The sequence below is a fragment of the Antarcticibacterium sp. 1MA-6-2 genome (assembly GCF_021535135.1).
GTDB lineage: Bacteria > Bacteroidota > Bacteroidia > Flavobacteriales > Flavobacteriaceae > Gillisia.
Genome location: NZ_CP091036.1, coordinates 2,606,514 through 2,620,400, shown reverse-complemented (window position 1 = coordinate 2,620,400; position 13,887 = coordinate 2,606,514). Strand labels below are relative to the sequence as shown.

The following is a 13,887-nucleotide window of genomic DNA, read 5'->3' as shown; positions in this document are numbered from 1 at the left end:
TATGAGAACTATTATATTAAGAACAGCTTCCACCTACCTTTTACTGTATTGCTTTTATTTTCTGTCTTTATTCTTCTGCGTGGTCATTATCTCCCGGGAGGTGGTTTTGTGGGTGGTTTAATGGCTTCTATTGCATTTGTGTTACACGCTTTTGCCAATGGCTTAACAAATACTAAGCACCTATTAAAGTTCCATCCTGGTTTTTTAATGCCATTTGGATTGGCACTTGCTTTTATTAGCGGTATGGCTCCCTTTCTTTTTAATTTACCGTTTATGACAGGTCTTTGGGCATCAGAAGCCATACCTGTTATAGGTTACCTGGGTTCTGCCCTATTTTTTGATATTGGAGTGTATATGGTTGTGGTAGGCGTAACTCTTACAATAATTTTTACAATTGCAGACACGATTTAATTTATGGAAATTGTCTTAGCTATATTAATTGGTGTTCTTTATGCCGCAGGGATCTATATGATCCTTCGGCGTAGCCTTGTGAAATTGATCCTGGGGATCATCATACTGGGCAATGGCGCCAATCTTCTTATTTTTTTATTGGGAAGGATTACCAAAGGAAGTCCGCCTTTAATTCCCGGAGATCTTAAAGTTTTTGAAGATGCCTATGCCGATCCTATTCCACAGGCGCTGATTTTAACAGCTATCGTAATAAGTTTTGGTTTACAATCTTTTGCAATAATCCTTATAAAAAGAGCATACAAAGTGGTAAAAACCGACGATTTGGATGAAATGAACGCAATAGACCAGGATTCATGATGCAACAACTAGTTATTTACCCACTATTACTTCAATTGTTTTTAAGCATTATCTTAATGTTCTGCTGGAGCAAGATAAGCTGGCAAAGAGTGATAAGCATAGTTGGAGGAATAATAAACCTTGGGGTTTCAATATGGCTTTTCAACTATATTTGGGACACAGGTACACACACAGTGCAGGCCGGAAATTGGAGTGCACCTTTTGGTATTACCTTTGTTGCAGATTCTCTTGCGGCTACCCTGGTTTTATTAACGGCAATTTCGGGCCTGGCTGTCTCTTCTTTTTCAGCTTCTTCTATAGTTGCGGCCAGGCTAAAGTTTGGGTATTTTCCCATTTTCCATTTTTTACTTTTAGGTCTAAATGGGGCTTTTTTAACCGGGGATATTTTCAATCTCTATGTTTGGTTTGAAATTATCATTATTAGCTCTTTTGTTCTTATTACTCTGGGAGGAGAAAAGGCACAGCTCGAGGGTGCAGTAAAGTATTTTACGCTCAACATTCTTGCTTCAATGATTTTTCTTACTGCAATCGCAGTTTTGTACGGCCTCACCGGATCCCTTAACATGGCCGATCTTTCTATGAAAGTTGCAGCGATAGAGAACAGAGGCCTTGTAGAAATTACAGCCATTCTTTTTCTTATTGCTTTCGGAATCAAAGCGGCAGTTTTTCCATTGTACTTCTGGTTGCTTAGCTTCCTATCACACTCCTCCATCGGCAGTTTCAGCAATATTTGGAGGGTTATTGACCAAAGTAGGGGTCTACGCTCTTATCCGGGTGTTCACCCTTATATTTGTGGGAGATGTTTTCCTTCAGGATACCATTCTTGTAATGGCGATTCTTACCTTAATAAGTGGGGGACTTGGTGCTTTGGTCCAGACCAACCTAAGAAAGGTTTTTTCTTATCTCATAATCTGTCATATCGGGTATATGATTGTTGGACTCGGTCTTTTTACTGAAGTGGCCATAGCAGGAACTATTTTTTATCTTATTCACGATATTGTGGTCAAGACGAATTTGTTTATGGTGGGGGGGCTTATTTACAGGATTAAAGGAACTAATAAAATTTCTTCTCTTGGAGGTTTGTATAGAGAATACCCCAAGATCAGCCTGTTAATTGCAATACCATTGTTTTCATTGGTAGGGATACCACCACTCTCTGGTTTCTGGCCTAAAATATCTCTCATTACAGCGGCATTTAATTCTGAACACTGGTGGTCCATTGGGGCAATACTCTTTGCCAGTTTAATAACAATGATAATTATAGCAAAGGTTTGGGCAAATGTTGTTTGGAAGGATAAAGTAGATCTTCCAAAGAGGCTTAACTTTAGATATTTTAATAAATTGACAACAGTTAGAAAAGCGCAATTGGTGGCGCCAATAATATTTCTTTCTCTAATATCTTTATATATTGGATTTGCAGCAGAGAATATTCAGCAGCTTTCCACACGAGTGGCTAGCGAATTAATGGATAGTCAGCAGTATATTGATGCAGTTTATAGAACTTAGTCAAAATGATGTAGAATGAAAAACAGGTTTTTAACAAATTTATTATTAACCTTTATCTGGCTGGCTCTTACCGGGAACTTTACCTATTCCAACTTTTTGTTTGGCTTCCTTTTAAGTTATTTTATTCTTACGGTTATTACCAGGGGTACCAGGAAAGCCCGCTATTTTAGATTGCTTCCCAAAGTAATTGGTTTTATTTTTTATTTTTTGTGGGAGCTTTTAAAAGCCAATTTCCAGGTGGCTTATGAAGTAATGACACCTGGATATCATATGACTCCGGCAATTATAAAATATCCTTTAAAAGTGCAATCTGACCTTCAAATTACATTTTTGGCTAACCTTATTACCCTTACCCCCGGTACTTTGACTTTAGATGTTTCAGATGATAAGAAGGTCATGTACATTCACACGATGTATTTGAAGGATAGGGAGAGCTTCATTAACGGAATTAAGAACGGCTTTGAAAAGCGAATTTTGGAGATAGTAAGATGACATTATTTGATTTCATAGAATATTTTGTTCTTCCGGTACTTTCACTGTCGGTAGTGTTGATCTTTTATAGATTTATAAAAGGTCCAAACATGGTAGACAGGGTAATTGCTTTAGACCTAATAGTCACTACCGGGATAGGTTTTATAAGTGCGTATAGTATTTTATACAATCAGCTTAGGCATTAATGGATGTAGCTCTCATTTTAGCCTTAATTGCCTTTTTAGGAACAGTAGCGTTTACATATTATATTCAGCAAAAAAATAAATAGATGATAACAGATATAGTTGTAGGAGTAATGGCATTCCTTGGAACAGTTTTCGTCTTCCTTGCCGCAGTAGGATTAATACGAATGCCCGATACTTACTTGAGACTGGCAGTGACCACAAAAGCAGCAACCCTGGGAGTGGGCTTATTACTCATTGCTGGTGCAATACATGCCTATGACCTTGCCAGCACAGCTAAGGTGCTTGCGATTATTCTTTTCGTTCTTCTTACTGCACCTATAAGTGCCCACCTCATTGGTCGTACTTCTTACTTCGCGGGGGTGAAACTTTGGAAAGGTTCTGTTATGGATGAGCTTAAAGGACAATATGATCCTAATACTCAAAAATTGAGCAGCGGAAGTGAAGAAGTTGAAACTAAAACACCTGCAGCAAAAGACTAAGGCTTTTTAAAGTAAGCATTTTCTTTATGTTCCTTTTTCTCCCGTTTTCGAATTAGGTTATTTTCGATAATGGTTAAAATGAAATTGATAAACAGTACGAGCCCCAGGACAATGGCTAGTTCTACAAAAAAATCAAGGGCCGCAAGACATCCTGCTGCTGCACTACACCAAATGGTCGCTGCACTGGTAAGGCCTTCAATTTTTCCTCTTTCCTGTAAAATTGTTCCTGCACCTATAAATCCTATTCCTGTAATAATTTGACCTAATACCCGGGTGGTGTCTACATAATCTTCACCTCGAAACGTAAGAGATATAAGAACAAAAACACAGGAGCCAAGTGCTACAAGAGCGTTTGTTTTGAGCCCTGCATCCTTTCCTCTAAATTCCCGTTCCAGGCCAATAAGTATCACTAAGCAACAACCGCTGCACAAACTTTTAGGGTAAAAAGTGCAATTTCCATTTAAATTAGGTTCTTAAGCTGTAATTTTATTTTATGAAGTTACCATCAAAGTTAGGCAAAAGGCTGGAGAAAAGAAAAAAGGACAATTCTTTTCGGCGACTACCCGGAAAAAGCCAGTTAATAGACTTTTACTCTAATGATTATTTGGGTCTTGCTGTTTCTGAAAATATTTGCAGGAAAGCAGCTGCTCTTCTAGAAAAAGAGAACTTGGCTGGAAACGGTGCTACAGGCTCCCGATTACTATCCGGTAATAACAAGCTCTACAATTTAGCAGAAGATTTAATCGCTTCCTTTCACGCCTCTGAAGCAGCCCTGGTTTTTAATTCAGGTTATGATGCCAATATCGGTTTTTTTTCTGCTGTACCGCAAAGAGGTGATCTTGTTTTATATGACGAGCTGGTGCACGCATCAATAAGAGACGGAATTTCTATGAGTCCTGCCAAAGCCTACAAATTCAGGCACAATGATCATCTGCATATAATAGAGCTACTAAAACGGTATGACTCGCATAGTGAGGATGCTGCTGTATTTATTGTAACAGAGTCTGTTTTCTCAATGGATGGGGATAAAGCTAGATTGAAAGACCTTGCGCAACTGTGTAAAGAGAACAACTGTTATCTTATAGTAGACGAGGCTCATGCCACGGGAGTCTTTGGGCAAAATGGGAATGGTCTTGTACAGGAGCTCCAATTGGAAGAAATTATTTTTGCACGTATCTATACTTTTGGAAAGGCTTTAGGCTGTCATGGAGCAGCAGTATTAGGAAGCCGGAATTTAAAAGATTACCTGGTAAATTTTGCCCGGAGTTTTATCTATACTACAGGTTTGCCGCCGCATTCACTGGCTACAATTTTAGCTGTTTACAAAGAATTAGAAAGTGCCTCAAATGTTGGTAAAGAAATTGCCCGACTAAAAACCAATATTGAACATTTTAAAAAATGCACTTTATCCAATGGACTTAACGATTATTTCATCGAGAGTCATTCTGCCATCCACAGCTGTGTTATTCCGGGAAATGAGCGGGTTAAATTTATTGCGAAAGAATTGGCAGCTGAAGGATTTGAAGTGAAACCTATTCTGTCTCCAACTGTTCCGCAGGGTAAGGAACGACTGAGATTTTGTATTCATAGTTATAATTCATTTTCTGAAGTTGAGCAGGTCTTAACCCATTTAGCTATCTTTATAAAGCAGTAGTTTTTACTGAATAGTAAGTAAGATTAATCCTGAAAACATGGAAGAAGCTTTTAGTACCGTCGCCAGATTTCAATATTCATCTGAGGCACAAATCTTTAAAGGAAGACTGGAAGCCGAGGGAATTAAAGTTTTTCTGGGAGATCAATGGACAATAGACACAGATCCTCTGGTGAGCAATGCCATTGGTGGAATAAAATTGAAGGTCTATTCCAGGGACGAGGCAGAAGCAGTAAAAATTCTAAATTCTGTAAATAAATATTCTTTAACAGATGAAGGTGAAGCCATGCATTGTCCTGCCTGCGGAAGTAAGCAGGTACAGTATTACACTAATGTAAAAGGCGTGAAATCCTTCTTCTTTTTTATCATATCCTTTTTAATAACTGCTTTGCCAATCTACACTCGTCGGGATTACCACTGTGAAAACTGCGGAAATAGATTTAATACAAAATTATGCCATATTTTATTACAGGTATTGGGACTGATGTTGGTAAAACTATAGTTTCAGCCATTGTTACCGAAGCTCTTGAAGCCGATTACTGGAAGCCGATCCAGGCAGGAGATCTGGATAATTCTGATACTGACAAGGTGCGGAGATTGATCTCGAATAAAAAAACAATCTTTCATCCAAATTCCTATTCACTTAACACGCCAATGAGTCCTCATGCTGCGGCAGATATTGATGGAGTTTCCATAAATGCTAATGAAATTCTCAGGCCGGAAACTTCAAATGATCTTGTTATTGAAGGAGCAGGTGGGTTGCTGGTTCCAATCAACGACAGCGAAACTATAATTGATCTTATTGATAATGATGATAAAGTAATAGTAATTTCCCGGCATTATCTGGGAAGTATTAATCATACCTTATTAACTTTGGAAGCACTGAAATCCCGCGGACTTAATTGCTTCGGAATAATTTTCAACGGAGAAAAAAACAGGTCTTCTGAAGAAATTATTTTGAAGATGAGCGGTGTGCCCTGCCTCGGTAGAATAGAGTTAGAACCTTACTTTGATAAGAATGTCGTGAAGGAATACGCTGAAGGATTTCGTGCTAAATTAATTGAGAATTAGATCGGCGGGAAAATGCTTCCGCAGATCATCAACTCCAAAAACAATATTTCATGTCTACCTCTATTCCGGGAAAAATAGCTAGGTACAACAACTTTTTCTGAAAGAGATAAAAAACATCTTTGGCATCCTCTTACCCAGCACCAGCTTTCTCCGGATATGATGGCAATTGCGCGGGCAAAAGGAGCTGTATTATATGATGAACACGGGAAGGAATACATAGACGGTATTTCCTCCTGGTATACCAGTGCCTACGGTCATTGCAATCCCTTCATTACTTCAAGAGTTGCTGAGCAAATGCAGAAACTGGATCAGGTAGTTTTTAGCGGTTTTACCCACGAGCCCGCAGTTAAGTTGGCTGAGGCACTTGTTTCTATACTTCCTGTAGGCCAGCAAAAGCTCTTTTTTAGTGACAATGGTTCTACAGCTACAGAAATAGGAATTAAAATGGCACTTCAGTACCATTATAACCTGGGGAATGACAGGAAAGTAATGTTGGCTTTTGAAGAAGGTTTCCATGGAGATACTTTTGGAGCAATGTCAGTTTCAGGACTTTCTGTTTATAATGGTGCTTTTGAGGATCATTTCATTCAAGTGGTTCGTATTCCGGTTCCAAATGGGAGAAATACTGCTGAGGTTATTTCAAGGTTAGAAAATCTAATTTCTGAAAATAATATAGCAGGATTTATCTATGAGCCATTGGTACAGGGTGCTGCCGCAATGAAATTTCATGATGCTGCAGGCCTGGATGAGATTCTTAAAATGTGCAAAAACAATGGCATCTTGCTTATTGCAGATGAGGTAATGACAGGTTTCGGAAAAACAGGAAGAAATTTTGCTTCAGAATATATGCAAACTCAGCCCGATATTATTTGCATGTCCAAAGCTCTTACTGCTTAGCCTCCTTCCTATGGCCGTTACTTCCTGCACGTTGGAAGTGTATAATGCTTTTCTTTCAGAAGAAATTAGTAAAGGTTTATTTCACGGCCATACTTACACTGCCAATCCTTTAGCCTGCACTGCAGCTTTAGCGGGAATAGAATTGCTGACTTCAAAAGAAATCCAAAATAGCATCCAAAAAGTTATAGCTTCTCATGATTCGTTTGCTAAAAAAATTGGGGCTCATCCAAAGGTGAAAAAATCTGCGCCAATTGGGAGTAATACTAGCCTTTGAACTTGATGTGGAAATGGAACGCTATGGGAATCTAAGAAATCAGTTATTCAGGCATTTTATGGATTTTGGAGTATATCTTAGACCTTTGGGAAATACTATTTATGTTCTTCCGCCCTACATAATTTCCGAAGCAGAACTGCATAAAATCCATGACAGTATACTGGCTGCACTGGAGAAATTTTAAAATTTGTTATAGCTTTTATAATTCGTGTAAATCAAGGGTTTAATTTATTACTTTAGAATAAAAATTCTTGGAAATATGATGCATCCCGACACGGAAGTTCAATTTATAAGTGACGAAATAGGATATGGAGTGGTTGCCACTAAATTTATCCCAAAAGGTACAATAACATGGGTACAGGATGAGCTGGACCAGGTATACACCCCGGGTGAAATTGATAAGATGAAAGAGCTCACCAAACAAATGGTAGATAAGTACACCTTTAGAAATAACAAAGGTAACTTTGTGATGTGCTGGGATATCTCCAAATATGTAAACCACAGTTTTAAGTCAAATTGTCTTTCGACCGCCTACGATTTTGAAATTGCTATACGAGACATACAGGCAGGAGAAGAACTGACAGATGATTACGGATATTTAAATGTTACCGAAGCCTTTAAAGCTAAAGACGAGGGGACAGAAAGAACGACAGTATATCCAGATGATCTTGTAAATTTCCACGGGGAGTGGGATAGGAAGCTGGAAGATGCAATGCCTTTAATAAATAGTGTGGACCAGCCTCTAATGCAGTTAATTGAACCTGCAGTAAAGCAGCAGCTTGACAAAATTATTATGGGGGAGAAGCAAATGGAATCTATTCTTAGTGTATACTATGTAGGAGACAAGGAAAACCACATATAAGATCATTATCTGAATGCTTTTACAGAAATTTTTAGCTATAAAATTTAGCTGTAGCGTTGGGAGGTCTTATTTTTGTTGAAAATTCCACAATTGAAAACCCCGGTTTATATAGCTTCCATGGCATCTTTATCTCCTTTGGGAATACAACAGGATGAAGTATGGGAAAACTACAAGAGTCCAAAACATTTTATCACCAGGCATATATTTGATGGTAACGCGGCATTAGCGGCATTTTTACCTGCTTCCTTAAAAGAGGAAATTAATAATTTACGGGAGTTCTCCCCTAAATATAAACATTTAGATAAGTCTGTATTATATGCGTTGCTGGCCTCCAGGGAAGCAGTAAAGCGTGCAGGTTGGAAAAGTGGCCAGGATGTTGGAATTAATATAGGGAGTTCAAGGGGTGCGACCGGGCTTTTTGAAGATTATTACCGCTCTTTCTTATCATCAGGTAAAGCTGAAACTTTCGCTTCTCCATCTACAACCCTTGGCAATATTTCCTCCTGGGTTGCGCAGGACCTGAAAAGTGGTGGACCTGAATTTTCTCACAGCGTTACCTGCTCTACTGAGTTTACATGCCGTATTAAATGCAGTAGCGTGGCTTCAAAGCGGGATGGCAAATAATTTCGTGGTTGGCGGGAGCGAAGCTGCGTTAACTCCTTTTACAATTGCTCAAATGCAGGCAATGAAAATTTATGCTTCTGAAGATCTTGATTATCCCTGCCGCTCCCTGGATATGGAAAAAAGCAGAAATTCCATGGTCCTGGGAGAAGCAGCAGGAATACTTTGCCTTCAGAATAATCCTGAAAAAGCTATAGCCAAAATCAGCGGAATTGGTTATGCTACGGAAGAGTTAAAACATTCTGTATCTATTTCAGCAAATGCGGAATGTCTTCAGAAATCTATGAAAATGGCTATTGGAGAAATAAGTCCTTCAGAAATCGATGCGATTGTAATGCACGCTCCCGGCACCCGAAAAGGAGATCTTTCCGAAGTAAATGCTGTAAAAGAAGTTTTCGGTAATAAAATTCCGGCAATGACCTCAAACAAATGGAAGCTGGGACATACTTTTGCAGCTTCGGGAATACTGAGTATAGAATGGGCAATACTTATGATGGAACATCAGGAATTTATTCCGGTTCCTTTTAAATCTTCAGAAGAAATTCCCCAAAAGTTGGACAATATTCTCGTCAATGCAGTAGGGTTTGGAGGAAATGCTGTAAGTATATTGATAAGCAGACTCTAACAAAAAATGCTTCAAAAGGAAAAAATCTTTTAACCTGAAACCTTCACTAAAGCTTACTTTTTAGCTATTTTTGACTTTAAACTCATTTTTATGGAAATTAGATACAACTGGACAAAGGAAGAAATACTTGAGATTTACAATAAGCCTTTTATGGATCTTCTTTATGAAGCAGCAAGTGTTCACAGGCAACATCACGACCAAAACACCGTCCAGGTTTCTACTTTACTTTCTATAAAAACAGGAGGATGTCCTGAAGACTGTGGATACTGTCCTCAGGCAGCCAGATATCATACCAATATTGAAGGTAATGACCTTATGAGTGTAAACCAGGTAAAGGCGCAGGCTTTACGGGCGAAAGCTTCGGGAAGCTCAAGAGTTTGTATGGGAGCAGCCTGGAGAAATGTGAAAGACGGGGCAGAGTTTGATTCAGTTTTGGAGATGGTACGAACCATCAATAAACTGGATATGGAAGTTTGCTGTACCCTGGGAATGATTACTGAAAATCAGGCACAACGTCTTGCTGAAGCAGGTTTATATGCATACAATCACAATCTGGATTCATCAGAAGAATATTATAAAGAAGTCATTTCAACCCGTGGCTATCAGGACAGGCTCGACACCATTGGAAATGTAAGAAAAACCAATGTGACCGTGTGTAGCGGTGGAATAATAGGAATGGGAGAATCTATTAGTGACCGTGCAGGAATGCTGGTTGCTTTAGCAACGCTTAACCCGCAGCCCGAAAGCGTGCCTATTAATGCGCTTGTACCTGTTGAGGGAACACCTTTGGAAGAACAGGAGCAGGTTTCTATATGGGAAATGGTTCGCATGGTAGCAACCACGAGAATAGTTATGCCGCATACGCAGGTAAGATTATCTGCAGGGAGAACACAAATGAGCAGGGAAGGACAGGCCATGTGCTTCTTTGCCGGAGCAAATTCCATATTCGCCGGGGATAAGTTGCTTACCACTCCTAATCCTGATGTAAATGAGGATATGGAAATGTTCAAACAACTTGGTCTTCAGCCCCAGAAACCGTTTGTGAAGAAAGCTCAGCCTGAAACGGTTTCAGCAGAAGAATCGAAGTTTCAAAACCTGGGAGAGAAGCCAAAATGGACAAGGCCGGGGCATTCTATAGAGAGAAATCTGGAAGCTCAGAAAAAAGCCAGAACCCGAATGGGATAAATCTAATTGCCAAATGAAGCTGAATTTACAGTCTATACCAAGGGTTGAAGGCATCAGTAAAAAGAGCTTTTTACAGGATTATTTTATTCCGGGGCGGCCTGTGGTTTTTGAAGATTTAACTGCAGACTGGCTAAGCAAAAGAAATGTGGAATTTCAATTATTTCAGAAAAAAAGCGGGAGACATTGTAGTCCCACTTTATGATGGTAAGTAAGCGAAAGGAAGACAAAAATCTCATGGGCCTGCAATGAAGCTTAAAATGGGAGAATACATAGATATTCTCGAGAGCGGTCCTACAGATCTTCGGATGTTTTTTTTTAATCTTCTTCAAAATTGTCCGGAACTTCTTAAGGATTTCAAGTATCCCAACCTGGGTGTAAAGTTCTTTAAAAAATTGCCTGTTCTTTTTGTTGGAGGAGAAGGTGCCAAAGTGGTGATGCATTATGATATGGATCTCGCTAATAATTTCCATTTTAATTTCGCTGGAAGAAAAAGGGTAATTCTTTACCCACCAGATCAAACTAAACACTTGTACAAAGTTCCTTATTCTATTGTGAGCATGGAAATTATAGATATGGATAAACCCGATCTGGTGAAATACCCTGCTCTTGCAAAAGCTAAAGGTTATGAGGTCGTACTTGAACACGGGGAAGCATTATATATTCCCAGTCATTGGTGGCATTTCATAAAATACGAAACTCCCTGTTTATCCTTAACTTTAAGGTCGCTTCCCACTTCTCCAAAAAAGATCCTGGAAGTACTGAATAATTTAATAGTTATAAGGAACTATGATAACCTGATGCGAAAAGTTAAAGGACAGGCGTGGATTGATTACAAAAATAGAAAGGCAATAAGGAACACTCACAAAAATTCCGGTATAGAATTATGAAAGAGCCAATGAGATTAGTTGAGATTCCAAGGGAAAAGAAACTTTCCAAAGCTGATTTCCTTGAGAAATATTACAGGCCTCAAAAACCTGTAGTAATTGAAGAGCTGATAGAGAACTGGCCAGCATATCAAAAGTGGACGCTGGATTATATTAAGGAAGTCGCAGGTGAAAAAATTGTACCTCTTTATGACGACAGGCCGATTAGCTCAAAATATAAATTTAATGAGCCCCATCTAAAGATGAAGATGGCCGAGTATATTGATTTGTTACGAAGTAAACCTACTAAGTACCGTATCTTCCTTTATCATCTCTTAAAAGAGGTGCCACGGCTCCAACAGGACTTTAAATATCCAAAGATGGGGATGAGGTTTATTAAGCAACTTCCCATGTTGTTCTTTGGAGGAGAAAATTCCAAAGTATTTATGCACTACGATATAGACTTTGCAAATATTTTCCATTTCCATTTTCACGGAAAAAAGCAGTGTATCCTGTTTGCTCCTTCTCAAACCCGCTACCTATATAAAGTTCCGCATGCGCTAATCTCCCGGCAGGATATAGACTTCAATGAACCCGATTATGATAAATTTCCCGCGCTTAAGAAAGCTGAAGGATATATTACTGAATTAAAACATGGGGAAACACTCTATATGCCAGAGGGCTATTGGCACCAGATGACCTACCTTACCCCGGGATTTTCTATGAGTCTGAGAGGAGCTCCAAGGAATTTAGCCCATCTATCAAAAGCTGTTTATAATCTTGCTTTTATGAGGTATTTTGATAATTATATGCGAAAATGGAGAGGTCAAAAGTGGATAGATTATAAAAATGAGCAGGCCATAAAAATTACCCACAGGAAAAATAAGATTCCTGTCTAACTCTTTAGAACCTTCACAGTTAAAACATTTTCTCCCGGGCGGTGCTCAACACTTCTTAATTGCTGTTAATCCTCGTTAAACTCTGCTAAATCTGCGAAGAATATTTTCGTCATTAACTGTAATAACCGATATTATAGATAACGATAAAAACAAGAAAATGAGCGTAGAAGAAAACAAAAAAGCACAACAAAAATTTGGAGAGGCGATAAACAGTGGTAACCTGGAACAATTAGGGGATCTAGTATCAAAAGATGTAAAGGAACATGATCCTGCTCCAAATCAGGGTCCGGGTCCGCAGGGATATATAGATTTCTTTACTATGATGAGAAATGCTTTTCCTGATATGAATGTGGATGTTGAAACAATGGTTGCGGCTGAAGATAAGGTTGCTTTTGCCTACACTCTTACCGGAACTCATAAAGGAGATTTTATGGGAGTATCAGCCACCGGGAAAAGTATTAAAGCAAGAGGAATGCAAATTAGCTCAGTTTGAGAACGGAAAATTGGTAGAGCGATGGGGTAGCAGTGATGAGCTGGGAATCCTCAAGCAGCTTGGGGTGAACCCTGTGCAGCAGTAAATTGATACACGTCTAAAATCTGTCACTAATTTCTTCAGCTGTTGTGTAAACGAGATGATGTTCAAAACCTTTCTGAAGTAAATAATTACTGAGTTTTTGACGTCTTTTATAAGGATCCGGTTCTTTTATGAGCCGGATTTTCTTTTCAGCAAGTTCCTTAAGGGTATTTAAATAATCAGACTCTTCTATTTCGGTCATGGCTATTTTTATAATGGGTGAAGAGATCTGCCGTTGTTTAAGTTCCTGCGTAATCTTTATTCTTCCCCATTTTTTTATTCTGAACTTTCCCCGTACAAAACTTCGTGCATATCTTTCCTCATTTAAAAAATTCTCCTGCATCAGCTTTATAATTATTTGCTCCTGTGCCGCCGGGATCATTCTCATCTCATTTAGCTTGTCTTCCACTTCTTTTTGAGAGCGGTCACGGTACGCACAAAACTGCATTAGTTTTACTGTTGCTTCTTTTACAGTATAGGATTTTTGGGCTGAATCAGACTTCATAAAGACAAAGATAATTTAGAAGAACGTATTTGCAAGGAGTCACATTCGGAATATATTTTTTCATAAAAAGGAAATTCATTGTGTTTATAAACAAGATAGGTGACTAATGAAAACAAGGAAACTTATTGATTTAGATAAAAATATTTTGGATGTCTGGAATGGGAGGCAAAAAGACAAAATCGTTCTTTAAAAAATTTCCTGGAATATACCTTCGAACAGGCTGGACGAAACTTGAAACGCCATCTCTTCATTATAGAAATATGATGGATGAAATGTTGACTAGAGTGGAGGAGGGGGATATTCATTTTTCACCTATGGAAGAGATTCAAAAGAAATATGGATTTTGAAGTTCATATTTCTAAAGAAGCAGAAATAGAATTTGAAACAGCAGAATGTTTCTTTAGGAGTAAAAATTTACATAATGACTTTC

At 38.6% G+C, this 13,887-nt stretch carries 20 protein-coding genes and 3 pseudogenes; 21 read left to right on the top strand and 2 right to left on the bottom strand.

Features of this window, described 5'->3' with window-relative positions; all coding sequences use genetic code 11:
* The first annotated feature begins 1 nt into the window (after nt 1).
* From LZ575_RS13405 to mnhG, 7 genes and pseudogenes are all read left to right on the top strand, one after another.
* Nucleotides 2–411, top strand: a pseudogene (locus LZ575_RS13405) (Na+/H+ antiporter subunit B).
* A 3-nt stretch (nt 412–414) separates the two neighbouring features.
* Nucleotides 415–768: a Na+/H+ antiporter subunit C gene (locus tag LZ575_RS13400; RefSeq protein ID WP_235325011.1), complete on the top strand. Its 354-nt coding sequence runs from the start codon at nt 415–417 to the stop codon at nt 766–768.
* A pseudogene (locus LZ575_RS13395) lies at nt 765–2,274 on the top strand (proton-conducting transporter membrane subunit). The gene LZ575_RS13400 and the pseudogene LZ575_RS13395 overlap by 4 nt, the downstream one beginning before the upstream one ends.
* Nucleotides 2,275–2,289: 15 nt before the next feature.
* Nucleotides 2,290–2,766: a Na+/H+ antiporter subunit E gene (locus tag LZ575_RS13390; RefSeq protein WP_235325010.1), complete on the top strand. Its 477-nt coding sequence runs from the start codon at nt 2,290–2,292 to the stop codon at nt 2,764–2,766.
* Complete coding sequence (locus LZ575_RS22610) at nt 2,763–2,951, top strand: monovalent cation/H+ antiporter complex subunit F (protein WP_255702613.1); 189 nt, start codon at nt 2,763–2,765, stop codon at nt 2,949–2,951. Before LZ575_RS13390 ends, LZ575_RS22610 begins: the two co-directional genes overlap by 4 nt.
* Nucleotides 2,951–3,034 carry a monovalent cation/H+ antiporter complex subunit F gene (locus LZ575_RS24300; RefSeq protein ID WP_409187216.1) on the top strand — a complete coding sequence of 28 codons (84 nt, stop codon included), beginning with the start codon at nt 2,951–2,953 and terminating at the stop codon, nt 3,032–3,034. Before LZ575_RS22610 ends, LZ575_RS24300 begins: the two co-directional genes overlap by 1 nt.
* Nucleotides 3,035–3,430, top strand: a complete 396-nt coding sequence (gene mnhG, locus LZ575_RS13380) for a monovalent cation/H(+) antiporter subunit G (RefSeq protein ID WP_235325009.1) — start codon at nt 3,035–3,037, stop codon at nt 3,428–3,430.
* Here the strand turns inward: mnhG and LZ575_RS13375 are convergent.
* Nucleotides 3,427–3,840 (bottom strand): MgtC/SapB family protein, encoded by a 414-nt coding sequence (locus LZ575_RS13375; protein ID WP_235325008.1) that lies wholly within the window; start codon nt 3,838–3,840, stop codon nt 3,427–3,429. The genes mnhG and LZ575_RS13375 overlap by 4 nt on opposite strands.
* 83 nt (nt 3,841–3,923) lie before the next feature.
* Between LZ575_RS13375 and LZ575_RS13370 the strand changes: the two genes are divergently transcribed.
* The 13 genes and pseudogenes from LZ575_RS13370 to LZ575_RS24295 all read left to right on the top strand — a co-directional run bounded on the left by LZ575_RS13370 (nt 3,924) and on the right by LZ575_RS24295 (nt 12,956).
* The gene (locus LZ575_RS13370; protein ID WP_235325007.1) at nt 3,924–5,084 is read left to right on the top strand and encodes an 8-amino-7-oxononanoate synthase; all 1,161 of its coding nucleotides are present in this window, start codon (nt 3,924–3,926) and stop codon (nt 5,082–5,084) included.
* Between the two features lie 37 nt (nt 5,085–5,121).
* A complete protein-coding gene (locus LZ575_RS13365; protein WP_235325006.1) occupies nt 5,122–5,583 on the top strand; it encodes a DUF2007 domain-containing protein in 462 nt (153 codons plus the stop codon).
* Nucleotides 5,535–6,152 carry a dethiobiotin synthase gene (bioD, locus tag LZ575_RS13360; protein WP_235325005.1) on the top strand — a complete coding sequence of 206 codons (618 nt, stop codon included), beginning with the start codon at nt 5,535–5,537 and terminating at the stop codon, nt 6,150–6,152. Before LZ575_RS13365 ends, bioD begins: the two co-directional genes overlap by 49 nt.
* A gap of 90 nt (nt 6,153–6,242) precedes the next feature.
* Nucleotides 6,243–7,507, top strand: a pseudogene (bioA, locus tag LZ575_RS13355) (adenosylmethionine--8-amino-7-oxononanoate transaminase); the annotation flags it as partial.
* Nucleotides 7,508–7,582: 75 nt separating this feature from the next.
* Nucleotides 7,583–8,185 carry an SET domain-containing protein gene (locus LZ575_RS13350; RefSeq protein WP_235325004.1) on the top strand — a complete coding sequence of 201 codons (603 nt, stop codon included), beginning with the start codon at nt 7,583–7,585 and terminating at the stop codon, nt 8,183–8,185.
* A 90-nt stretch (nt 8,186–8,275) separates the two neighbouring features.
* On the top strand, nt 8,276–8,809 hold the full coding sequence (locus LZ575_RS23780) for a beta-ketoacyl synthase N-terminal-like domain-containing protein (RefSeq protein ID WP_311195790.1): 534 nt from the start codon (nt 8,276–8,278) through the stop codon (nt 8,807–8,809).
* Complete coding sequence (locus LZ575_RS23775) at nt 8,799–9,431, top strand: beta-ketoacyl synthase N-terminal-like domain-containing protein (protein ID WP_311195789.1); 633 nt, start codon at nt 8,799–8,801, stop codon at nt 9,429–9,431. The genes LZ575_RS23780 and LZ575_RS23775 overlap by 11 nt, the downstream gene beginning before the upstream one ends.
* A gap of 90 nt (nt 9,432–9,521) precedes the next feature.
* Complete coding sequence (gene bioB / locus LZ575_RS13340; RefSeq protein ID WP_235325003.1) at nt 9,522–10,616, top strand: biotin synthase BioB; 1,095 nt, start codon at nt 9,522–9,524, stop codon at nt 10,614–10,616.
* Nucleotides 10,617–10,629: 13 nt separating this feature from the next.
* Nucleotides 10,630–10,818, top strand: coding sequence for a hypothetical protein (locus LZ575_RS23770; RefSeq protein WP_311195788.1), 189 nt, complete (start codon nt 10,630–10,632; stop codon nt 10,816–10,818).
* A gap of 55 nt (nt 10,819–10,873) precedes the next feature.
* Complete coding sequence (locus tag LZ575_RS13335; protein WP_311195787.1) at nt 10,874–11,503, top strand: cupin-like domain-containing protein; 630 nt, start codon at nt 10,874–10,876, stop codon at nt 11,501–11,503.
* Between the two features lie 8 nt (nt 11,504–11,511).
* Nucleotides 11,512–12,378, top strand: a complete 867-nt coding sequence (locus LZ575_RS13330) for a cupin-like domain-containing protein (RefSeq protein WP_235325002.1) — start codon at nt 11,512–11,514, stop codon at nt 12,376–12,378.
* Nucleotides 12,379–12,535: 157 nt separating this feature from the next.
* Complete coding sequence (locus LZ575_RS13325) at nt 12,536–12,871, top strand: ester cyclase (RefSeq protein WP_235325001.1); 336 nt, start codon at nt 12,536–12,538, stop codon at nt 12,869–12,871.
* 10 nt (nt 12,872–12,881) lie between these two features.
* On the top strand, nt 12,882–12,956 hold the full coding sequence (locus LZ575_RS24295; protein WP_409187215.1) for a hypothetical protein: 75 nt from the start codon (nt 12,882–12,884) through the stop codon (nt 12,954–12,956).
* Nucleotides 12,957–12,968: 12 nt separating this feature from the next.
* Here the strand turns inward: LZ575_RS24295 and LZ575_RS13315 are convergent, their stop codons facing one another.
* Nucleotides 12,969–13,457 (bottom strand): regulatory protein RecX, encoded by a 489-nt coding sequence (locus LZ575_RS13315; protein WP_235325000.1) that lies wholly within the window; start codon nt 13,455–13,457, stop codon nt 12,969–12,971.
* Nucleotides 13,458–13,606: 149 nt separating this feature from the next.
* Here LZ575_RS13315 and LZ575_RS13310 point away from each other — a divergent pair, with 149 nt between their 5' ends.
* Nucleotides 13,607–13,804 (top strand): hypothetical protein, encoded by a 198-nt coding sequence (locus LZ575_RS13310; protein WP_235324999.1) that lies wholly within the window; start codon nt 13,607–13,609, stop codon nt 13,802–13,804.
* Nucleotides 13,805–13,887 lie beyond the last annotated feature (83 nt).

Bases quoted from the DNA above. Each gene is read 5' to 3' on its own strand.
- LZ575_RS13400 (WP_235325011.1), top strand. From the start codon at position 415: ATGGAAATTGTCTTAGCTATATTAATTGGTGTTCTTTATGCCGCAGGG.
- LZ575_RS13390 (WP_235325010.1), top strand. From the start codon at position 2,290: ATGAAAAACAGGTTTTTAACAAATTTATTATTAACCTTTATCTGGCTG.
- LZ575_RS22610 (WP_255702613.1), top strand. From the start codon at position 2,763: ATGACATTATTTGATTTCATAGAATATTTTGTTCTTCCGGTACTTTCA.
- LZ575_RS24300 (WP_409187216.1), top strand. From the start codon at position 2,951: ATGGATGTAGCTCTCATTTTAGCCTTAATTGCCTTTTTAGGAACAGTA.
- mnhG (WP_235325009.1), top strand. From the start codon at position 3,035: ATGATAACAGATATAGTTGTAGGAGTAATGGCATTCCTTGGAACAGTT.
- LZ575_RS13370 (WP_235325007.1), top strand. From the start codon at position 3,924: ATGAAGTTACCATCAAAGTTAGGCAAAAGGCTGGAGAAAAGAAAAAAG.
- LZ575_RS13365 (WP_235325006.1), top strand. From the start codon at position 5,122: ATGGAAGAAGCTTTTAGTACCGTCGCCAGATTTCAATATTCATCTGAG.
- bioD (WP_235325005.1), top strand. From the start codon at position 5,535: ATGCCATATTTTATTACAGGTATTGGGACTGATGTTGGTAAAACTATA.
- LZ575_RS13350 (WP_235325004.1), top strand. From the start codon at position 7,583: ATGATGCATCCCGACACGGAAGTTCAATTTATAAGTGACGAAATAGGA.
- LZ575_RS23775 (WP_311195789.1), top strand. From the start codon at position 8,799: ATGGCAAATAATTTCGTGGTTGGCGGGAGCGAAGCTGCGTTAACTCCT.
- bioB (WP_235325003.1), top strand. From the start codon at position 9,522: ATGGAAATTAGATACAACTGGACAAAGGAAGAAATACTTGAGATTTAC.
- LZ575_RS23770 (WP_311195788.1), top strand. From the start codon at position 10,630: ATGAAGCTGAATTTACAGTCTATACCAAGGGTTGAAGGCATCAGTAAA.
- LZ575_RS13335 (WP_311195787.1), top strand. From the start codon at position 10,874: ATGGGAGAATACATAGATATTCTCGAGAGCGGTCCTACAGATCTTCGG.
- LZ575_RS13330 (WP_235325002.1), top strand. From the start codon at position 11,512: ATGAGATTAGTTGAGATTCCAAGGGAAAAGAAACTTTCCAAAGCTGAT.
- LZ575_RS13325 (WP_235325001.1), top strand. From the start codon at position 12,536: ATGAGCGTAGAAGAAAACAAAAAAGCACAACAAAAATTTGGAGAGGCG.
- LZ575_RS13315 (WP_235325000.1), bottom strand. From the start codon at position 13,457: ATGAAGTCTGATTCAGCCCAAAAATCCTATACTGTAAAAGAAGCAACA.
- LZ575_RS13310 (WP_235324999.1), top strand. From the start codon at position 13,607: ATGTCTGGAATGGGAGGCAAAAAGACAAAATCGTTCTTTAAAAAATTT.